The sequence below is a fragment of the Paenibacillus xinjiangensis genome (genome assembly GCF_059686975.1).
The window spans coordinates 1-20,700 of sequence record NZ_JCAALS010000018.1 but is presented as its reverse complement, the minus strand read 5'-3'; the positions used below and the strand labels follow the sequence as shown (position 1 = coordinate 20,700).

At 48.3% G+C, this 20,700-nt stretch carries 17 protein-coding genes and 2 pseudogenes; 7 read left to right on the top strand and 12 right to left on the bottom strand.

The annotated features are described in order from the left end of the window. Positions 1 to 271: 271 nt before the first annotated feature. From AC6ESP_RS18035 to AC6ESP_RS18025, 3 genes and pseudogenes are all read left to right on the top strand, one after another. A complete protein-coding gene (locus AC6ESP_RS18035; protein WP_497098122.1) occupies positions 272 to 1,876 on the top strand; it encodes a sensor domain-containing diguanylate cyclase in 1,605 nt (534 codons plus the stop codon). Positions 1,877 to 2,173: 297 nt separating this feature from the next. After that, positions 2,174 to 2,401: pseudogene (locus tag AC6ESP_RS18030) on the top strand (YhgE/Pip domain-containing protein); the annotation flags it as partial. A 138-nt stretch (positions 2,402 to 2,539) separates the two neighbouring features. Beyond that, positions 2,540 to 3,745 carry an MFS transporter gene (locus AC6ESP_RS18025; RefSeq protein ID WP_497098121.1) on the top strand — a complete coding sequence of 402 codons (1,206 nt, stop codon included), beginning with the start codon at positions 2,540 to 2,542 and terminating at the stop codon, positions 3,743 to 3,745. Positions 3,746 to 3,825: 80 nt separating this feature from the next. Here the strand turns inward: AC6ESP_RS18025 and AC6ESP_RS18020 are convergent, their stop codons facing one another. Further along, positions 3,826 to 4,851 carry a cation diffusion facilitator family transporter gene (locus AC6ESP_RS18020; protein WP_497098120.1) on the bottom strand — a complete coding sequence of 342 codons (1,026 nt, stop codon included), beginning with the start codon at positions 4,849 to 4,851 and terminating at the stop codon, positions 3,826 to 3,828. A 212-nt stretch (positions 4,852 to 5,063) separates the two neighbouring features. Here AC6ESP_RS18020 and AC6ESP_RS18015 point away from each other — a divergent pair. Beyond that, a pseudogene (locus tag AC6ESP_RS18015) lies at positions 5,064 to 5,264 on the top strand (cupin domain-containing protein); the annotation flags it as partial. 133 nt (positions 5,265 to 5,397) lie between these two features. Here AC6ESP_RS18015 and AC6ESP_RS18010 read toward each other — a convergent pair. From AC6ESP_RS18010 to AC6ESP_RS17995, 4 genes are all read right to left on the bottom strand, one after another. Next, positions 5,398 to 5,532 carry a DUF4023 domain-containing protein gene (locus tag AC6ESP_RS18010; RefSeq protein ID WP_497098119.1) on the bottom strand — a complete coding sequence of 45 codons (135 nt, stop codon included), beginning with the start codon at positions 5,530 to 5,532 and terminating at the stop codon, positions 5,398 to 5,400. A 78-nt stretch (positions 5,533 to 5,610) separates the two neighbouring features. Next, complete coding sequence (locus tag AC6ESP_RS18005; RefSeq protein ID WP_497098118.1) at positions 5,611 to 6,525, bottom strand: TIGR03943 family putative permease subunit; 915 nt, start codon at positions 6,523 to 6,525, stop codon at positions 5,611 to 5,613. Beyond that, entirely contained in the window at positions 6,522 to 7,391 is an 870-nt protein-coding gene (locus tag AC6ESP_RS18000; RefSeq protein ID WP_497098220.1) for a permease, read from the bottom strand. The genes AC6ESP_RS18005 and AC6ESP_RS18000 overlap by 4 nt, the downstream gene beginning before the upstream one ends. A 236-nt stretch (positions 7,392 to 7,627) precedes the next feature. Then, complete coding sequence (locus tag AC6ESP_RS17995) at positions 7,628 to 8,539, bottom strand: NAD(P)/FAD-dependent oxidoreductase (RefSeq protein ID WP_497098117.1); 912 nt, start codon at positions 8,537 to 8,539, stop codon at positions 7,628 to 7,630. Positions 8,540 to 8,692: 153 nt separating this feature from the next. Between AC6ESP_RS17995 and AC6ESP_RS17990 the strand changes: the two genes are divergently transcribed. Continuing rightward, positions 8,693 to 9,175, top strand: coding sequence for an NUDIX hydrolase (locus tag AC6ESP_RS17990; protein ID WP_497098116.1), 483 nt, complete (start codon positions 8,693 to 8,695; stop codon positions 9,173 to 9,175). Between the two features lie 754 nt (positions 9,176 to 9,929). Here AC6ESP_RS17990 and AC6ESP_RS17985 read toward each other — a convergent pair. Next, positions 9,930 to 10,580 carry an SGNH/GDSL hydrolase family protein gene (locus AC6ESP_RS17985; RefSeq protein ID WP_497098115.1) on the bottom strand — a complete coding sequence of 217 codons (651 nt, stop codon included), beginning with the start codon at positions 10,578 to 10,580 and terminating at the stop codon, positions 9,930 to 9,932. Between the two features lie 40 nt (positions 10,581 to 10,620). Beyond that, the gene (locus tag AC6ESP_RS17980; RefSeq protein ID WP_497098114.1) at positions 10,621 to 12,405 is read right to left on the bottom strand and encodes an ABC transporter ATP-binding protein; all 1,785 of its coding nucleotides are present in this window, start codon (positions 12,403 to 12,405) and stop codon (positions 10,621 to 10,623) included. Positions 12,406 to 12,584: 179 nt separating this feature from the next. Here AC6ESP_RS17980 and AC6ESP_RS17975 point away from each other — a divergent pair, with 179 nt between their 5' ends. Further along, complete coding sequence (locus AC6ESP_RS17975; protein ID WP_497098113.1) at positions 12,585 to 13,505, top strand: helix-turn-helix transcriptional regulator; 921 nt, start codon at positions 12,585 to 12,587, stop codon at positions 13,503 to 13,505. 55 nt (positions 13,506 to 13,560) lie between these two features. Here AC6ESP_RS17975 and AC6ESP_RS17970 read toward each other — a convergent pair whose 3' ends face one another. After that, positions 13,561 to 14,106 carry an imm11 family protein gene (locus tag AC6ESP_RS17970; protein ID WP_497098112.1) on the bottom strand — a complete coding sequence of 182 codons (546 nt, stop codon included), beginning with the start codon at positions 14,104 to 14,106 and terminating at the stop codon, positions 13,561 to 13,563. 410 nt (positions 14,107 to 14,516) lie between these two features. Here AC6ESP_RS17970 and AC6ESP_RS17965 point away from each other — a divergent pair, with 410 nt between their 5' ends. Further along, complete coding sequence (locus AC6ESP_RS17965; RefSeq protein ID WP_497098111.1) at positions 14,517 to 15,329, top strand: alpha/beta fold hydrolase; 813 nt, start codon at positions 14,517 to 14,519, stop codon at positions 15,327 to 15,329. A gap of 384 nt (positions 15,330 to 15,713) precedes the next feature. On the opposite strand, the gene AC6ESP_RS17960 is transcribed toward AC6ESP_RS17965, so the two are convergent. The 4 genes from AC6ESP_RS17960 to AC6ESP_RS17945 all read right to left on the bottom strand — a co-directional run bounded on the left by AC6ESP_RS17960 (position 15,714) and on the right by AC6ESP_RS17945 (position 20,088). Continuing rightward, positions 15,714 to 16,460, bottom strand: a complete 747-nt coding sequence (locus AC6ESP_RS17960) for a hypothetical protein (RefSeq protein WP_497098110.1) — start codon at positions 16,458 to 16,460, stop codon at positions 15,714 to 15,716. Positions 16,461 to 16,660: 200 nt separating this feature from the next. Next, positions 16,661 to 18,004 (bottom strand): UDP-glucose 6-dehydrogenase TuaD, encoded by a 1,344-nt coding sequence (gene tuaD, locus AC6ESP_RS17955; protein WP_497098109.1) that lies wholly within the window; start codon positions 18,002 to 18,004, stop codon positions 16,661 to 16,663. 1 nt (position 18,005) lies between these two features. Beyond that, positions 18,006 to 18,908: a UTP--glucose-1-phosphate uridylyltransferase GalU gene (gene galU / locus AC6ESP_RS17950; RefSeq protein WP_497098108.1), complete on the bottom strand. Its 903-nt coding sequence runs from the start codon at positions 18,906 to 18,908 to the stop codon at positions 18,006 to 18,008. Then, the gene (locus AC6ESP_RS17945) at positions 18,895 to 20,088 is read right to left on the bottom strand and encodes a DegT/DnrJ/EryC1/StrS family aminotransferase (protein WP_497098107.1); all 1,194 of its coding nucleotides are present in this window, start codon (positions 20,086 to 20,088) and stop codon (positions 18,895 to 18,897) included. Before AC6ESP_RS17945 ends, galU begins: the two co-directional genes overlap by 14 nt. Between the last annotated feature and the right edge of the window lie 612 nt (positions 20,089 to 20,700).

The following is a 20,700-nucleotide window of genomic DNA, read 5'->3' as shown; positions in this document are numbered from 1 at the left end:
TGCTTACCATGTCAGAACCGAGCCACAGCAGATGCAGGACTCAGCGCCGCCATCCTGCCTCTTTCCACCAGTAATGTTGCACTTTTGTCAGTATTTCAGCGCCAACCTACCTCTCCGCACCAGTAATGTTGCACTTTTGTCAGCATTTTAGCTCCATATGTCATAACCAGGTCTTATTGCCCTCCCTACGCCGTAATTAGGGATTTCCAATGCACGTTTCGACAAATAGTGATACACTGTAATTTAGAAAAATATTGAAGAGGAGTATAGAATGATCACCTCATTTCGACCTCGTAAAGGCTTCAAGCTATCTACTATCATATCTTTCGTCGTCGCCGCTTCCGTTCTATTTGCCATTATTATAAATGCTACCGTCAGCTATCGCGCAGAGAAGAGATCTCTGTTCAACAATACATTAGAACTCAATCGAATTGCTGCGGGCGACCTGAGCAAGACGGTTGATTCATTAATTATTTCCATGCAGAAAAGCTTGAAAGTAACCGCTGAATATTTCGCTGATACCGATCTGACAGATGAGCAGCTGGCATCCCAGCTGGATTTCTTCATGGGAACTAATCACTATTTCAACTCTATAGCCATAATCAATACAACAGGCGTAGTAGTCTCTACCTCCCCGAACACATTAGGTCTTATCGGGGAAAAGCTGACTACCGAGGGGGCTGAAATGTCATTAAAGCTAAAAGCTCCATTCATATCCCAGCCCTACATCGCTACGACCAAACGAATGATCGTACTGATTAGCCATCCCATATTCAGCTCTACAGGCGAGTATAAAGGCTTCGTGGCTGGCTCTATCTACCTGCAGCAGCCTAACATCCTGCAAGATATTCTCGGGAAGCAAGCCTCCAACAAAAGCGGCTCTTATTACTATGTCGTCGATGCTTCAGGCAAATTAATCTATCATCCCGATACGAACCGAATTTCGGAGAATGTGAGTATAAACCCAGTTGTGCAGAGCGTAATCGATGGACTAGCTGGTGAACAGCGCGTTATCAATTCCAAGGACACAAGCTACTTGGCCGGTTATTCGCCGGTTCCCACTGCTGGCTGGGGAATCATAACTCAGACTCCTGAGAATTATGTTGCCGCAACCTCCATCGAATTATTGAAGCAAATGATGAAGGTCTCAGCCCCATTCCTGCTCTTGCTGTTCCTATTTACGTTCTGGCTGTCCCGCAAGCTCGCTGAGCCGCTTAATCGACTAGCGAACTACGCCTCGCTTCTAACACGGAATGACGAGAAGCTGCTCCCGCTCCCCCCGAAGATCTACTGGAATTATGAGGCGAATCAGCTTAATAATACGGTAGTCGTAGCTTTCAATAAGCTGAGGGAGAAGACAGCCGTGCTGTCGCAGGAAGCGCAGACCGATTCCTTAACCGGACTAACCAATCGCCGAACCTTGGATGCTATTACCGCACTCTGGCATGAGCAGAGTATTCCATTCTCGGTGGTATTGCTCGACCTTGATCATTTCAAATGCGTGAATGACCGTTTCGGACACCAAATGGGTGACGGCGTACTTCAGATGCTGGCTGGGATCATGCTGCGCATGAAACGGGATGGCGATTATTGCTGCCGATATGGAGGCGAGGAGTTCACGCTTCTGCTTCCTTTCACAACGGAGCTTGAAGCCTTCAAGCTGGCGGAGCAAGTCCGAATCGCGATGGCGGCCTCTACTCTGTCAATCAATGAGCAGGTAACGTTATCTGCCGGCGTAGCCGCGTATGATGCTCACGAAGATGTAAGCACATTGTTCAAATCCGCAGATGAAGCTCTGTATAGAGCCAAGCACGAAGGGCGCAATCGTACGGTCATGTTCAGTGAGATGAAGAATAAAGTTAAGCAGCAAGCATGATCCAAGTTAAACAGGCAGCAGAGCAGACAAATATTTTTAGGATCGCTACCGATTCTTCAGAATCATTCGTCTGCTCTGTTGCCTTTTATATAACACCCCGCACTCAATCCGAAGTCTCCTCTCCATCCTCCTATTTATTCATCCCCAGTATGTAACTTTCATAGATCAGCAATACTAACGGAAATGACTACCCGGGAGGACTCGATGAAAGCTATTATTCACCTCTATACTCATGATATGAAAGGCATTACCCGCAACTGGGCAGCGCTTATTACGATACTTGGACTCGTCTGCCTCCCATCCCTCTTCCAAGCCATTCATCCATTCCTGCCCTTCACTTATGCGATCAGCCTCATGCGCGAGGCCGTCGGCGGTATCCTATGGGATATCGTCTGGTCAGATCTTCTTGTACTGGTGGTCTTCACTGGAGCAGCACTGCTAGTCGGGCTTGCTCTCAAAAAAACAATTAACCGCGCTTCCTCCAAATTCGTCAATAAAGCAAAAGAGAGCGAGCTTATTCACTAGCTGCTTGTAGATGTTCTGACTGTGTCCTTCTGTTCCGAGAAATAGGAAGGACTGATCATTTTCCCCGAAACCATGGAGATTCGGTTGAAATAGGTTTACAATAGGGACAACTACGTTAGCTATAGGATGTGACAGCACATGAATTTTTCTTGGAAACGCAATTTATTCGTCTTGTGGGTAGGCGTCTTTTTTTGCAGCACGGCATTCACTACTTCCATTCCGTTTATCCCACTATTCTTGAAAAATGATCTTGGCGTCCATGAACATCTTGAGCTATGGTCCGGCATTTCATTCGGCATCACCTTTCTCGCCGGCGCTTTGATTGCTCCTTATTGGGGATCTCTATCCGACAAATATGGGCGCAAGCCTATGCTCATCCGATCTGGCTTCAGCTTGGCAGCGCTCTACTTCCTCACCTATTTCATTCATGATCCTTATCTATTCATAATTCTGCGTATTTTTCAGGGATTGTTAGCCGGCTATGTTCCCGCAGCAATCGCTCTCGTTGCAACGAACACACCGGAGGAGAAATCTGGTTATGCGCTTGGCATTATGGCTACTGCGAGCGCGACAGGCGGCATTATAGGTCCCGTAATTGGAGGCGTCGTGAGCCACTATATGGGCAATCGGGAATCGTTCATATTCTCAGGCTTCATCGTACTGGTGTCTGCGCTCATCGCAACCTTTTTTGCTCATGAGAAGAAATTCAACCGTTCTGCACCCCGCTCCTCGATTAAGGAGGACCTGAAGCAAGCGTTATCCAACCGGACCTTCGCTACGCTGCTGGTCATTGTTGGTGTCACGGCGTTCTCGGTCATGCTGCTTGAGCCTCTGCTCACCGTCTACATGCTGCAGCTGGGTGTGAGCGAAGGTGAGGCTTCGTTGAAATCTGGCTTCGTATTCTCGGCGGTAGGAATCGCTACGCTTATCGCAGCACCGCAATGGGGCAAAATCGGCTCGCGTATCGGCTTCTCCAACGTGCTGTTCATCGGTCTGATCGGCGGCGGTATCGGCAACTGCCTGCAATTCTTCGTCAATCACTATGCGCAATTCGGCATATTGCGGTTCGTCTATGGTCTGTTCTTCGCCGGCGTCTATCCCGCCATTAATGCCATGATCGTCAAGGTGACCGACACCAGCTTCCGAGGACGTGCATTCAGCTTGAACCAATCCTCCACTCAGCTGGCAACGATGCTTGGCCCAGTGATCGGGGGAGTAATCGGCGGCATAATCCCGATTAGGTGGATATTCATCCTGAATGGGGTCATGCTCATTACGGCAGCTATTCTTATCCGCAGACAGCATATGGAGGAGAAGCTGGTGAAGCCTTCGACTTTGCATTAGCATGCAGTACAAAAAGGAACCTGCTATCCCTATGAGGGAAAGCAGGTTCCTTCGTTACGCTGTCAGCGCGTTTTCTATCGCTATACCTTAAGCTCCATATGACGAATATGAGAGCTCTCCACTTGGATCGTCGTATGCTGAATGTTGAAGCGTTCTTCGATCTTGCGGATGGCTGCCTGCAGCACCTGCTGGCAATCCTGACCGTCCACTACCTGCACATGGCAGCTTAAGGAATCCAGTCCCGACGTGATCGTCCAGATATGAAGATCATGCACGTCAGCAACGCCATCGATCTCCATCAATGCTTCCTTCACTTCATTCTGATTAATTCTGGAGGGTGTACCCTCCATCAGAATATGGACGGTATGCTTGATAACACTCCATGCGCTCTTCAGAATGAGAAGTGATACAACTACGGATATAATTGGATCAGCAATCGCCCAATCGAACAGATAGATCAGGAGCCCCGCTAATACAGCACCCACGGAGCCGAGCGCATCACCAAGAATATGAAGATAGGCGCTCCGCACGTTCAGATTGTTATGCACATCTCCTTTGCGCATCAGAGCCCATGCACTCGCCAGATTGGCGAGAAGGCCAACTGCCGCAATCAGCATCATCGAGCCGCTTGCTACAGCTGGAGGATCGAAGAAACGTCCGTATGCCTCGAATATAATAAAGCCAGCTATGACGAACAAGGTAACGCCATTGAATAGTGCAGCTAATATCTCGAACCGATAGAAGCCGTATGTTTTACTTGGCGAGGCTGGTCGAGCTGCGAACCCTACCGCCACTAGGCTCAATATGAGCGCACTGACATCACTGAGCATATGACCGGAATCCGACAGCAAGGCCAGACTATTCGTAATCAATCCCCCGAAAAATTCAAGCAGCATAATCGCTGCCGTAATAATGACCGCTATGATTAACCCCGTCTTGTTGCCTTCCATATCATAATGATGATGATGTCCGTGACCGTGGCTGTGATCATGACCATGTGAGTTCGAATGCGAATGCCCGCCACAAGAAGCATGGTCGTGCTCTTCTTGTTTCTCTCCAGAGTGGTTATGTGCCTGCTTGTGATCATGAGAATGCTGATTGCTCATCGCGAATGCCCTCCTGCCTTCCGTACGTTACTATCAACCATAATTATTTATATTCTTACATATGAGCATGTGTTCATATATATTATCGTGCAGGATGGTTGTTTTGTCAATCTATGGTTTTTTCAAAAAAATTAACCCTTCGACTGGACTGAACGGGCAGGGTATGTAGTGAATGTATGTTATATTAGCTTCTACTCAAGCATTATCACCAGCATTCTCGTCAATTCTTCTTCGTGTTATCTGGTACAGCAACCATGGAGATAGACAGTAAAGAGATTGTCCTAAGTGCACAAGAAGGTGTAGAGGTGGCGCCTTATGTCCCTCATCAAATGTTCAACAAGTCTAATGCTGAGGCCCAATTTCTTGTCATTTCTCAGCCAATAAGTAAGGGCGACAGGGTCTTAGTCGATTAATCCTACAAGTCAGCGCCAGAACGGGACAGTCATTCACTCATTGAAGCGGCAGACCAGAATGATTAACCATTCTTGGTCTGCCGCTTTGTACTTACTCCGTTCATCAGGCTGATAGCGAACGTGCATCTGCAGCTTACGGATTGTTCGTATGCTGCTTATTGACTAGCTTCTCCGAAGGCTTTCCTTTTCCATAGTGCTCCTTGTTCTTCTGTTGCTTCGCCTGCGTCTCATGTACCTTCGATACGAATTCATTCGTGGATTCTGTCACTGGATTCCCTCCTTTGCCTTTAGTAGGGTATCCGCCGCTTGTAAGCCTTATTCTTGCTTCATGAATAGTGAAGGAAATCTATAGCCGATATACATAAGGATCTTTGGGAGCCAAAATGCTCTTCCATGACGTGACTTGCAGCACGGGAATCGTCTGCTTGAATGGCTGGTAGAACTCCCAAGATATCGTTCCTGACACATTGACCCAGTCATTGTCTTGGAGATTCGTACCCTTGGGGAAATCAACAAGCATCCCGAATACACCGGAATCGGCTACGCAATGGATGAAACCAAACCGAAACACGAAGTAATGATCACCATCCACCTGCTCCCCCTTATAGGCAAAGCCGTCGAAGCTGATGGTCTTGCCTCCCATGAATTCACCAGGATTATTGTATAATGCCTCCATGCCTTTCAAATAGTTCTCATCCGTCAGGTTGATTTGCCGCACACCGAGGAACTCGGACAACTCCTTGCTCTTCACCTTCTCATAGCCTTCCTTGCCATAGAACACACTAGTGTCCGGCTTCAGGAATTGGTGCTCGCCTGGATTGTTCTGAGCGTCCTCGAATGTGGGAAAAGAGAATCCCTTCGCCTTGACGAAGCTTGAGTCCAGCGTCTGCACGGGTAGGAAGATTCCAGTTACAATCGGGACAAATAGGATACAATAGCCCACAGCCCGCTTCCACTTCGAAGTCGGCTCGTGGGAATGACCATGATGGCTGTGTTCATGTTCATGATCATGGTCACTCCCATGCTCGTGCTGCTCACCACACCCACTCTGGTCCTTTCCTTCTTGCAGCAATAGACGCTCCTGCTCAGCCTCTTTGCGATAGATTCGCAGAAATTCTACGACACCTAAGACCGACAGCAGCACAACCGCACTAATCGATAGATAAGCATATTTCATGTTGATGTACTTATTCAGATCGCCGCTCCGATGCATCAGAATAAACATCAAGGTAAATCCCATTAAGATATACAGCCTGATCATGCGCCGAACAACCTCCCTACAATTAAAGAACCCAGCAAAGTGAATACCGTAACCACAGCAATAAGCACAGCTACGAATTTCCCCCGGAATGTGCCTAACAGCATTAAAGTGTTTTTGATATCGATCATCGGTCCGAACACAAGGAACGCAGATAGCGCACCTATAGAGAACGTACTTCGGAACGATGACGCGATGAAAGCATCCGCCTCGGAGCATAATGACATCGTGAAAGCCAATACCATCATGACGAGCGAAGAAGTGACCGGATTGCTGCCCAGATGCAATAATGTCGAAGTAGGAATGAACGTCTGCATGGATGCAGCAATGAACGCACCGAGCACTAGATATTTGCCGACCGAGAAAAATTCTTCAACCGCATGATGAAGCACATCCATGATTTGTTTCTTAAGTGGCCGTCGTACTGGAGCAAGAGCACTCATCTCCGAAGCAGCAGCCACCTGCTCATCCACTCCACGTAGTGGCAAGACTGGGAATAGAAACGCAACAATTAACGAAACAACAAGTGCAACCGCAACCGCCATGCCTGCTCGGATGCCGACCATTCTCCAGTCATTACCGAATGCAATATAGGTTGACATAAGGACTATGGGATTAATAATGGGTCCAGTCAGCATGAACCCTATGCCGGCATTCAGAGGGACCCCTTTTTTCAACAGCCTCTTCGTAATAGGGACAATTCCGCATTCACATGCGGGGAACAACACCCCTATGCTGCAGCCGAACAAAGAGGCGAGGAAGCGATTTTTGGGCATGATGCGTGCTATCCATTTCTCCGTTAGGAACATTTGAATAAAGCCGGATATGAGCACTCCTAACAAAACGAACGGAATAGCCTCCATAATCATACTCAGAAAAATCGTGTTCAATTGCAAGAAAGTTTTCACCGTTTCTCAGTCATCTCCGTATCCAATTAAGAAATCTATCATTCTCACAACCACCCATTTTATTATGCAATAAATGGATGCTGGATGATAGATACGGATTACCTGCCGTAGTCCCTTTTCACATAAAACCTGCCCACTGCTGCTAATTTTCCCTTAATAAGTAGTGAACCCTTAATAAGAATCACAAAATGTTACTATTACATCTTATAGAAGTCCGCATTCGTAAGCGCTGAATTCACTCCTATAGCCGCACGGCAGCCCTCTGCAGCAGCAACAATGAGCTGCGCTGGCATGATAACCGAGCCATCTCCAGCCGCATATATACCCTCTACATTCGTTCTGCCGAAGTCATCTGCCGCAATTCCTCCGAATTCATTCTGCTCACAACCCAGCTCCTTAATGAAGCTAATCGGATGGCTCCACTCCGTTGTGAGGAATCCGCCAGAGCACTCCAGCACTGTACCATCCTCCAGAATAACGCCGTTCAGCCTCCCTTCCCTGCCAGAGAGAGCGGCTATTGGCTGCGTATGGACAGCAATATTCCATCGCTTGAGCTGCTCCGAATGCTCCTCCGTCAGCGTGTCGGTATGACCATTCGTGCAGACGACGATATCTCGCGACCACTGGAATACCGTTTTGGCCATCGAATAGACGCTGTCTGTCTCCGATAGAATGACGAGCGGCTGGTCCCGCAGCTCCCATCCGTCGCAATAGGGACAGCTGAATATCGATTGGCCATAATACTCCTGAATGGCTGGTATCGCTGGAAGCTGCTCTTGAAGACCTGCCGCGAGAATAACCGTGCGAGCACGAACGACCCCTGCTTTACTCGTAATCTCGAACGAAATGCCTTCACCTGGGACAACAGACGTTACCGTAGCCGTTCGAATCTCTACGGTAGGGTATCGGCGAATGTCATCATGGGCTATACGCCTGAACTCTTCAGGCTTAACGCCATCTCTCGTAAGGAAACCGTGTGTCTCCTTCGTGACCGCATTTCTAGGATGATGACTATCGAATAGGATGACGCTGCGCCTAGCTCTACCTAGTACGAGAGCAGCATTCAGTCCCGCCGGACCTCCTCCGACAATGACACAATCAAGCAGCATGATTATTGCTCCTTCCTATATACAAGCAGACCTTCTCTTAGCTTAAACCTTATAGAACGTCGGTATTCGAGCCGTCCAAGCAAGGATTTGAAGTACCTAATATGGAATTATTACCCTTAATAACGAATTCTAATAAGCTAGGAGGTCATGAGCGTGACAATGCCAACCCATATAGTCGCAGTAGGCGGTATTGTGAAGATTGAAGCAGAACAGGTGCTATTGGTCAAAACGCAGCATGGCGGCTGGGTGTTTCCAGGTGGGCAAGTGGAGATGGGGGAGAATTTGATGGACGCCCTTGTACGGGAAATAAAAGAAGAGAGCGGGATCGATATCATGGTCCTGCAGCTCGTTGGCGTCTATTCCAATACAGGCACTCACAAATGGCATGATGGTGTAACGGATATTCCCACCAAAGTCATCTTCGACTTCACCTGCAAGCCAGTAGGCGGGCAATTAGCTACCTCCGAGGAAACATCAGACAGCCGCTGGGTAGAGCAACATCAAGCGCTCGATATGATCACAGCTCCAGCCATACGCACTCGTTATGAGGCCTATCTGAATTGGAACGGAGCCGTCTCCTACATGGAGTATGTAACGAAGCCGAAATTCGAGCTCAAGCTGAATCGGACGCTGTAAGTAGATAGAGCGAAGAAGCTGACCTCTCATGGCCAGGTCCAGACTGTAGAGAAATCCCCTGTTAAAATGTAGCTCTCAGATCGTTTTAGATTGATTTTTCTTCCACGACACGAGAACCATCAAATAAAAAAGTGCCGAAAAGCCCCTTGGACTTTCTCGGCACTCTGAAGTTGCCTTACACATAAAAGTAAATTTCAGCTAACTGAATTGTAGTGAGTACAGTGTACAGCAAGCTATTGTTGATATATCGCCATAAGGTTGTATGAAATACAGTCTGCATAACGCCAGATAGATAATTAATTGTGTGCGCTGGAGCTACATTGTATTTCGTGCAATCTAATCAGTGGAAACGGCACTAGAAGTCCGCTAAGGTTGCATTACATACAACCAAATCTGTTGTTTTGGCGAATAAAAGTAAAGTCCAGGAAACTGGGTTGTAGTGAGTACAGTGTACAGCAAGCTATTGTTGATATATCGCCATAAGGTTGTATGAAATACAGTCTGCATAACGCCAGATAGATTATTGATTCTGCGCGCTGGAGCTACATTGTATTTAGTGCAATCTAATCAGCGGGGCCTTGTTTTATGAGGGCTTAAATTCCCCGAATTTTTTCGTTAAAATGTTGCTCTCAGATCGTTTTATGTCGATTTTTTCTTCGACGACACAAGAACCACCAAATAAAAAAGTGCCGAAAAGTCCCTTGGACTTTCTCGACACTGTGAAGCTGGCCTATCTGGGCCAGCTTTCACCATATTAACGAATAGCTAATCGGCTATTCTGCACGACGGACAGCCACTCCCTCGCGATCAACTCGTGCCCCGCCGCTGTTGGATGAACGCCATCCCATATCCAGTAGGCTGCATCAGCCTGCTTACACGCAGCATCGAACGCATCCTGTAGAGGAACGAATACGGCATCGAATTCAGATGCGAGCCTAGTCACGATCGCTTGATAGGAATGAATTAACGTTTGCCATTCCTCCCAGCGCTCTGCAGTAGCCCCTGTATTCAAGACAAAGGGCTCACACAGCACAAGCTCTGTACTTGGTAGCACTTCTCTAGTCTCCTCCAGAAGATGACGATATGCTCTCTCGAAACGGTCTGTGACACCGCTTGGTTCACCGGACATGGTGCGCCATGCATCATTCACGCCGATCAGTATGCTGATCAAATCAGGCTTTAAGCTAATCGCATCTTCGTTCCAGCGAGCGTACAGATCAGATACACGATTCCCGCTTATCCCCCGATTGATGAAGTGCGGCTTACGCTCCGCCAGCTCATACCCCAGCTTGCCTGCAATGATATACGGATAGCCGTGGCCGAGAATATGATTCAGGTCATCGTTGCGTGCCCTTGCGCCGTCTGTAATGGAATCGCCTTGGAATAAAATTGTTTGCCCAGCCATCTCTCATCATCCCATCTGAGTATATTTTTTCGCACGCTATCTACATGTTTTTCAGCTTATAAAATTCCCCACGCTTCTCCAGCAGCTCATCATACGAGCCAATCTCAACAATGCGCCCCTTCTTCATCACAACGATGCGGTCGACATTGCGTATCGTAGACAGCCGATGGGCAACGATGAACGTAGTCCGCCCTTCCATGAGCTGCTCCATTGCCTGCTGCACATGCTTCTCGCTAATGTTGTCCAGCGCTGATGTCGCTTCATCCAGTATAATAACTCGCGGGTCGCGCACCATTGCCCGTGCGATAGCGATACGCTGGCGCTGTCCGCCAGACAGCCTGCCCCCATGCTCGCCGACCAAAGTGTCCAGCCCCTCTGGAAGATTATCGATTACATCCTGCAGATTCGCCATCCATACCGCTTGCTGAAGCCTCTCCTCCGAAATATTCGGAAGGCCATACGTAATATTCTCACGAATCGATCCGGAGAAGAGAATATTGTTCTGAAGGACGATAGCCAGCGACTGCCTATAGCGTTTCATTCGAAGCTCATCCATTGGAAGCCCATCGAGCCATACCTGACCCTTCTGCGGCCGATAGAAACCAATGATCAGATTCAGAATCGTTGACTTGCCAGAGCCTGACTCCCCGACGAAGGCGATCTTCTCACCTGCCTTGACGTGCAGCGTCAGATCCTCCAGCACATGGCGATCCGCATTCTTATAACGGAAGCCTACCCCTTCGAACTTGAATTCGCCGCGGATCGTCTCCGGCTTCACCCGTCCCTTGTACTCCTCTGTATCTGGGGACATCAGCACTTCCGATACCGAATACAGAGATTCGAAGCCTTTCACCAGATTAGGGAACACATTCAGAATAGCATTGACCGATCCGACCATCATAGCGAAAAAGCCCTGATACATGACGATATCGCCGATCTCCATATAACCAAGATGCGCCAAGTAGCCGGTGAAGAACAAGCAGCCTACTTGGAACAGCTGGAAGCTAACCCAGCTCGTGGAGCCGAAATAAGCCTCCAATACGTCAAGCTTATGCCCTCGCTGCCGGATATCCTCCAGCGCTCCATCTACCTTGCGTATTTCTACATCCTCAAGGCCGTGAGCCCGCGTAACGGGAATCATCTCTACTGTCTCTGATACTTTGCCGGACATTTCCTCAATATTGCGTCTCACATCACGGTTGCGCTGTGACATGCGCGATTGGAAGAAACGGACAAGCGTGATTGCGGTAGGTCCCATTAGAATGAAGAACAGCGCAACGACCCAGCTGTGGTACAGTGTAATGCCCACGACGATAATGAGGCTTAAAAAAGCCGGAATAATCGTCATTAACATTTGACGCGAGAGGAAGTCGATTGCCTCTACGTCACGCAGCACCTTGGCCTGCAGCTTGCCGCCGCTTAAGTCGCCATGGTAGCTCAGCGACAGCTGCTGCAGCTTGCGTACGAGCGTGCTTCTAAGCCCGGCCTCCACATGGCGGACAGCCTTGCTGATATAGCTGATATGCAGCGTATGCGTCGGGATATTTTGCGCAATGACGGCTACGATAACGATCAGATTAACCCAGAATTCGTGCATCGCATGCTTCTCGGGATAACTAATGATATTAATGATGTTCGCGGTCACAATCGGCAGGACGAACACAGGCGCCGATTTCAACAAATAATAAAAAGCCGATAATGCCACTTTCCCCCAATGATCATGGAACAGGCGTGCAAGAAGCCGCAGCGGTTTTTGCTTCCGTCCCGGCTCAGCCTCGAACCACTTGGAGTAGTCCAGCGAAAGCTCTGTTGTTGGTTTTGCCATCTTCTCTCCACCTACTTTTAGCCTTATGATAGAGCTATCTCCGAATTGCCTTGACGCTAATCAGTATAAGGCGGAGGCATCAGAACATCCATCACATATTCGGTCTAACGAGGTATAATCATTTAACATAATGGGACATTTCAGATTCGCATCCTACAGTCAGGACGGTGATTCTTCATATGACTTTCAACAAAATCGGACTAACGACCGTTCATCATAACCCCTATATACGCTCGGAGGCTTACCTCTACAGCTCCCATATGGGCATCGCCCAGAAAGGATGGTCATGCGGCAAGCATGTCCATCATATGATGTTCGAGATGAACCTCGTGCTGAGCGGCACTCAGACAGCGATTATCGGGTCGCAGGAGTATGAGCAGCATACGGGCGATCTGCTTATTATTTCACCGATGCAGATGCATGACTTTCGTGTGGAGCAGGGGGAGGAGATGCGTTACTTCTGCATGCATGTGCAGCTGGAGGACCCTTTTTTCATTGAGCTGCTGGAGAGAGAAAATAAAGGGCTGTATCGAGCTGATCACCCTATTAATAAAGCACTCACCCCCATCATTCACGAAATGATCCTTTTATTGTCGGCTGAGCTGCACTCGCGTATCGCCTTGTTCGCCAAGCTGTACTCAATCGCCCATAAGCTGGAGCAGATGCTAGGCCAAGAGCCGCGAAGCTCAGAGCAGCCATGGAAGCCGTCGCTCCCCAATCAGATTGCGAAGGAAATTAACAAGCTGGTCGTTACAAGCAGCGACGTAGCAACGGGAGCACTAGCCATAGAAGAAGCAGACAACAACTGGCTGGAAGCCATCTCGCAGAAGCTTTCTATTAGCAGAAGGCATGGCTATCGGGTGTTCAAGCTCGCCTACGGCATGTCACCACGTGAATATTTAATGGTATTAAAGCGCCAAGAAGCGATGCAGATGCTCGCAGCCAGCAACGATACGATAGAGCGAATCGCTCATCGAATCGGCTACGAGAACGTGCAGAGCTTCAGCCGTCAGTTCGTGGAATGGACCGGCAGGACGCCGGGCGAGTTCCGCAAGCTCGAACGGGATACGGTGCAGCATTTGACGCCTTTGGAGCTGTAGAAGAAATGATTGACTGGACGCCCCTTCGCGTACGTCCAGTCAATCTCCTATATGATCAAATAATAGAGTTTTCAACTTCATGCCACATCAAATTGAACAGTACTGGCGGTAAAAACATAGGATCCATCCAATCATAGGTTAATTCTTCTGTAAGCTCACCTAACAGCAAACTACCAGCTTTATTGTTTTGTATTTTCCATTTGCCACTCGCTGCTGACTTTCCGACATTCACCAGATTCACAGCCTCTGCCCAGCTCATCTCTATCCCCTTTTTCTGTTCTATTTCGGCAAGCTTTCTCTCATATCTTTCTTGTCTTTGCTGCTCCATATCTTCTGACACCTCGGAATCCCATACTTCTATAAAGTCATAACCCTTTAATTTAGAAGCCAACACAATGTCTCTGAAAAGATCGGTAACATAAACTGTATTTCTTGCACGCCCTTTAATTTTGAATAAAAATTGATTTTCCACTTTTTCTTTAATAAATTTCACTTCTTTGAAACCCGCAAACTTTCCTAAACGGTTTTTATAAGTTGTAGAACGCTCATAGTCAACGCATTCAATCAGATTAATGACATTTGCTAGAACATATTCATCCATGCCATCAATAGTTAAATACTGAACGCAATTTTTGATAAAGCTATTCAATAATTGAATAGATTTTTGAGAAAAAACAAGTACTCCAGGATAGAAGTGAGGTAGATCACTTTTTATTCACTTTCTAGATATTTCCATTTTTAACGGTTTCCAATCCGAGAGATAAATGCCTTGTTATGTACTATACAATTGATTCTGATCTTCATCAAAATTGACTAAATTAAGTGAAAAACTTTTCTCGTGTGATTTCAATTTCCATACTTTCATAAGGTACACTTCCTTTTTTCTAGTTTTCAAGTTTGTCCAATATAACGTTATATTTAATAGTTTTAATTATTATACAAAAATAACCATTTCTATAGTGAGTTTTTGTATAATAATTAAGTAAGGTCTAGCTCCCGGGAGGTCGCGTTATGGATTTGAATTATAAGGAGTACGGTCCATCTGACGGTCCATTAATGCTTTTCTTACACGGTGGAGGGGTAGCCGGTTGGATGTGGGATAAGCAGGTCCAGTTTTTCACTCACTATCATTGCATCGTTCCAGATTTGCCTGAACAGGGAGAGCGGCAAGAGCCCGTCGTGCACAGCATATTCTCTATCAACCTTAGCGCACAACAGCTCATTGAATTAATAGAGTATAAAGGGCAAGGCAAGCAAGTTATCGTGATCGGCTTCTCATTAGGGGCTCAGATCCTTATTCAGATGCTAAGCATGCGACCTGATTTAATTGACTATGCGATCATCAACAGCGCCTCGGTACAGCCAATTCGATTCATCGAACGATGGATCAAGCCTTCCGTAACGCTGACATTCCCTCTTATTAAGAATCGTTGGTTCTCCAAAATGCAGGCTAAAGCCCTGTACATCAGTGAGGAGGATTTTGAGACTTATTATGCGTATAGCCAGACGATCATGGCAGACAGCTTAGTCCGCATATTGAAGGAAAGCATGACCTACCAGCTCCCAAGCAACTTTGCGAAAGCTAATAGTAGAATATTAGTGACTGTCGGTGAAAAAGAGCGCGGACCAATGCGGAAGTCCATGCACGACATTGTACACGCGAATCCGAATTGCACGGGAATCATTATCCCAAAGGTCGGACATGGAATCTCACTGGCTGAGCCTGAATGGTTTAATCAGTTAGTGGAAAACTGGCTGCAGAGCGGTGAAGTTCCGCCAGAATTAAAGGTTGTGAAGTGTGTCCAGCATCCGAATGAAGCTTAAATGATCCTAAAATAGAGGTTAAAGCCCTGCGAAGGCTTATTAGGAGGATGCAAGCTAGGTTTACTATGGAAATCGTGCAGGTTGATGGAGGTTAAGACCCTGCGAGGGCCTTAAGTCGATAGAATTACTGCGTTAGGTACGAAATAAGGCCCTGCGAAGGTCTTATTAGGTGGATGCAAGCTAGGTTTACTATGGAAATCGCGCAGGTTGATGGAGGTTAAGACCCTGCGAGGGCCTTAAGTCGATAGAATTACTGCGTTAGGTACGAAATAAGGCCCTACGAAGGTCTTATTAGGTGGATGCAAGCTGTCCTAGTGAACAACGCAAAGAAGCGCCGGTTCGGAACCGGCGCCGCTCTTGCAGCATTAGCTGCCTAAGTATAGTTTATTTACCGACGATAGCGTTAAGCTGTTGACGGCCTGCTACGATTTCTTGCTCATAGCGTGTTTGCATGGGCTCTAGGATGGCAGGGTTTGCACCGATTTCCACCAGCTCTTGACCTGCATCGGACATGACTTGACTGTATTGCGCTGTGCACGAGTTGAAGGCAGACGTACCGACTTTGTACAGCTCAGTTTTTTCATGTGTTGATGTAAGAGTTGTGAACTCAACTGCAATGTTAGTCAGACCAACTTGGCAGCTGTTACGAAGCTGGAAGAGTTCCGCAGAGGTTGCATTATAAATCTGCTGCGTTTTCTTTTCCAACTGCTGCTCTTTATCCTTATCTGGCTTCCCATTACCATTTCCATTGTTGCCGTTGTTGCCGCTGTTGCCATTGTTACCGTTGTTGTCATTGTTGCCGTTGTTGCCGTTGTTGCCGTTGTTGCCGTTGTTGCCGTTGTTGCCGTTGTTGCCGTTGTTGCCGTTGTTGCCGTTGTTGCCGCTGTTGCCGCTGTTGCCGTTGTTCTTCTCAGCGTTTTGCTTCAGTGACTGCACCATTTTCTCCACGAACGTGTTCTCAAAAGGCTTAAACGATGAGCCTTGCGAGGAGCTATTCGAGTTCGAAGATTGTGCATACGAGTTGCCGAAGCTGAACGAAATGTTCGAGGCCGCTGATGCGCTAGTCGCAAGAATCGGCAGCAGCAAGGCTGTGATTGCAGCGATTGCCAATCCTTTAAATGAATTTCTCATTCTGTGTTCTCCTCCTTCAAGTGTACCTGCATGATTACGCAGCTAAGCAGCTATCGACCTAGGATTTGGCAAGCATAGCGATACGTAGAGATATTTGCATATTCGCCGCATTCAGCCACTGCTTCCTGCTCAAACCTCACCATTCACCCCCTTTCTCTCCCAAGCCGAGCCACTGCTGCCTCATTGCTAGTCCAGAACTTCTACAGGTTCACCGATTTACGCTCAGCCTCCGGCCGATTAACCGGACGTCTGCCGATCGAATAATACATGAAGCCGCCGCGCTCCATCTCCTCAGGCTGGAAGCAATTACGGCCATCAATGATAACTGGCTGCTTCATCTGCTCTCTCACCTTCCCAAGATCCATAGAGACGATATCGCCCCACTCGGTCAGAATCACACAAGCATCACTGCCCGCCGCGGCTTGTTCTGCCGACTTCACATAATGAACCTCTGTCGGAAGCAGCTTGCGTGCTGCCTCCTCTGCAATCGGATCATATGCTCGAACGGTCGCCCCGAGCTTCAGCAGCTCAGGTACGATAGATAATGAAGGAGCCTCCCGCATATCATCCGTATTCGGTTTAAAAGCAAGCCCCAGCACCGCAATCTGCTTGCCCGCTAATCCACCGAGCGCTTCGCGCAGCTTGTCCATAATGACGAAGCGCTGCCGCTGATTCGTTCGAATAACAGATTTCAGCAGATCGAACTCATAGCCTGCCTTATCCGAAATATGCGCGAGCGCATACGTATCCTTCGGGAAGCAAGAGCCGCCGTAGCCAATACCCGCCTGCAGGAATTTTCCGCCGATACGGCTGTCCATTCCCATGCCTTCCGCTACGTCCTCGACGTCGGCGCCGACTTTTTCGCAAATGTTGGCGATCGCATTAATGAACGAGATTTTGGTCGCGAGGAAGGTGTTCGCCGCATATTTGATCATCTCCGCGCTCTCCAGATCCGTCTTGAATATACGCGTCTTAAAAGGAGCATGCAGCTGAGCGATCTCCTCTGCCGCCTCCTCATTATTAGAGCCGATAATCGCTCTATCCATGTTCATGCAGTCTGACAGTGCCGAGCCCTCACGCAAGAACTCTGGATTGGATACGACCTCGAAGCTGATCCATGGATATTTCTTGTTCGCCTGCACCACTTCGCGCACGAGCTCGCCTGTACCGACTGGCACCGTGCTTTTATTCACGATGATTTTGTTGCTGTTCAGATGCTCACCGATTTTTTTGGCCGCTTGCATCACGTAACGCATATCCGCTTCGCCTGTCTCTGACATCGGCGTACCTACCGCAATGTAGACGATATCTGAAGCTTCGATCGCTTCGCCAACCTCTGTCGTGAACAATAGTCTTCCTTGCTCCTTGTTCCTTGCTACCATTTCTTGCAGCCCTGGCTCATAGATCGGAATTTCATTGCGGTTCAGCTTATCAATTTTCCCTTGATCAACGTCACAGCAGATGACCCGGTTACCGATTTCTGCAAAACATGCCCCAGATACTAAACCGACGTAGCCTGTACCGATTACTGTTATTTTGCGCATATTACTTCGCCACCTTATTTAGAATCGGGAAATGCTTCTCATACACCGACTGCACGTAGTTAAGAACATCATTCTGCAGATCTTCGCGCTGAAGAGCGAAGTCGAGTGTCGCCTTAATGAAGCCGAATTTATCACCAACATCATATCGAACGCCTTCGAAGTTATAAGCGAGTACGTTGCGTTGATCGTTAAGCTTCTTAATCGCATCCGTCAGCTGGATTTCGTCACCAGCCCCGGGAGCTTGATTTTCCAAAATATCAAAAATCTCCGGAGTTAGAATATACCGGCCCATAATCGCGTAGTTCGAAGGGGCTGCCTTACGGGAAGGCTTCTCCACCAGTCCGTCCAGGAAAAAGACAGAAGGCTCAATCGATGATCCACGCGGCGCGATAATCCCGTATTTGGACACATCATCATCACTTACACGCTGCACCCCAACAACGGAAGAGGAGTAACGGTTATAGACACGAATCAGCTGACTGAGGCAGGGTTCTTCGGACTGCACGATATCATCGCCGAGGAGCACCGCGAACGGCTCATCACCGACGAAGCTTCGAGCACACCAGATCGCATGACCAAGGCCTCTTGGTTCTTTTTGACGAATATAGTGAATGTTGGCCATGTCCGAAATATGACGGATCTGCTCAAGCTCCTTTATTTTTCCTTTTTTGGCCAGCATGTCCTCAAGCTCGAACGTTTTGTCAAAATGATCCTCGATCGCTCGTTTGCCACGGCCGCTTACGATGAGAATATCCTCGATGCCTGATGCGATCGCTTCTTCGATAATGTATTGAATGGTCGGCTTATCGACAATTGGCAGCATTTCCTTCGGTTGGGCTTTGGTCGCTGGCAGGAACCTTGTACCGAGCCCGGCTGCCGGAATAATCGCTTTACGCACTTTCATGAGAAATCCCCCTAGAGTTGATTTGGATAAAGCTCAAGACGCTATCAATAACCTGATCCTGCTCCGATGTCGTGAGACTCGATCCAGATGGCAGGCAGATCCCTTTTTCGAAAAGCTCATTAGACACGCTTCGGCTTGGCTCATGCGGGTAATAATCATAACCCTGTAGCATCGGCTGCAGATGCATCGGCTTCCAGACTGGCCTCGCTTCAATGTTCGCCGCCGCCAGATGGTTAATCAGCTCAGCAGGTATCGTACCTGTAGCAGCCGGATCGAGTGTCATGACCGTGAGCCAGCGATTCGCCATGCCATAATCAGCTTCCGGCATCATTGTCACGCCTTCAACGCCAGCGAATGCTTCCGCATATCGCTCATATACAGCGCGGCGGGCAGCGACACGATCGCTTAACACTTGCAGCTGACCACGGCCAATACCTGCCAGCACATTGCTCATCCGGTAGTTGAAGCCAAGCTCGGCATGCTCATAATGCAGCGCTGCTTCTCTCGCCTGCGTCGCATAGAACCGAGCTTTGTCCAGTGCTTCCAGATCATCAGATACGAGCATTCCTCCGCCCGAGGTTGTAATAATTTTGTTGCCATTGAACGAGTAAATCCCGAATTTGCTGAGCGTTCCGCTTGCCTTCCCTTTATAAGTGGCGCCGAGTGATTCAGCCGCATCCTCAATGACTGGCACATCATAGTGCTCACATAGACGGTTAATCGCGTCCATATCGGCGCTTTGACCATATAGGTTCACGACGATAACCGCCTTAGGCAGCTTGCCTTCACGCGAAGCTTCCTCGAACGCTCGCTGCAGCGCCTTCGCCGACATGTTCCAAGTGGCGTCATCGCAATCGATAAGTACAGGCTCCCCGCCTTCGTACAGAATCGGATTCACGCTTGCTACGAACGTAAGCGATGATACGAAGACGCGGTCACCTCTTCCGACTCCAAGCAGCCGAAGCGCCATATGAATGGCCGCTGTTCCAGAGGATAAGGCTACCGCTCCCTTCACTCCAACACGCTCCGCCAGCTCGATCTCGAACTGATCGACGTTATGCCCAAGCGGTGCAATCCAGTTCGTTCGGAATGCCTCCTCTACGTATTCACGCTCTTGCGTCCCCAAATGTGGAGGGGATAAAAAGATTCGTTTGCTCACCGTCGACGCCAGCTCCTTCATTTATGGATAGCTGATGGTCTCATCAGCATTATGATGTTGTTGTTTGCTCCGCGGGCGGCTATCTCCCGCGCTGTTGCATAGACTAGCTCGGTTCGACCGATCTAAGGTCGGCTTTGAGCTTATTGCGGCGGTTCACGCTGGCTTGTGCGCATCTAAGGTCGTTTTCGAGCTTAAGCCAACCTTTTACCTCATAGACTAGCTAGTTTCGACCCATCTAAGGTCGGTTTTGAGCTTATTAAGGCGGTTTACGCTGGCGTGCGCGCATCTAAGGTCGATTTCGAGCTTAATCCAACCTTTCACCTCATAGACTAGCTAGTTTCGACCCATCTAAGGTCGCTTTTGAGCTTATTGAGGCGGTTCACGCTGGCGTGGGCGCATCTAAGGTCGTTTTCGAGCTTAATCCGACCTTTTACCTCATAGACTAGCTAGTTTCGACCCATCTAAGGTCGGTTTTGAGCTTATTGAGGCGGTTTACGCTGGCGTGCGCGCATCTAAGGTCGATTTCGAGCTTAATCCGACCTTTTACCTCATAGACTAGCTAGTTTCGACCCATCTAAGGTCGGTTTTGAGCTTATTGAGGCGGTTTACGCTGGCGTGCGCGCATCTAAGGTC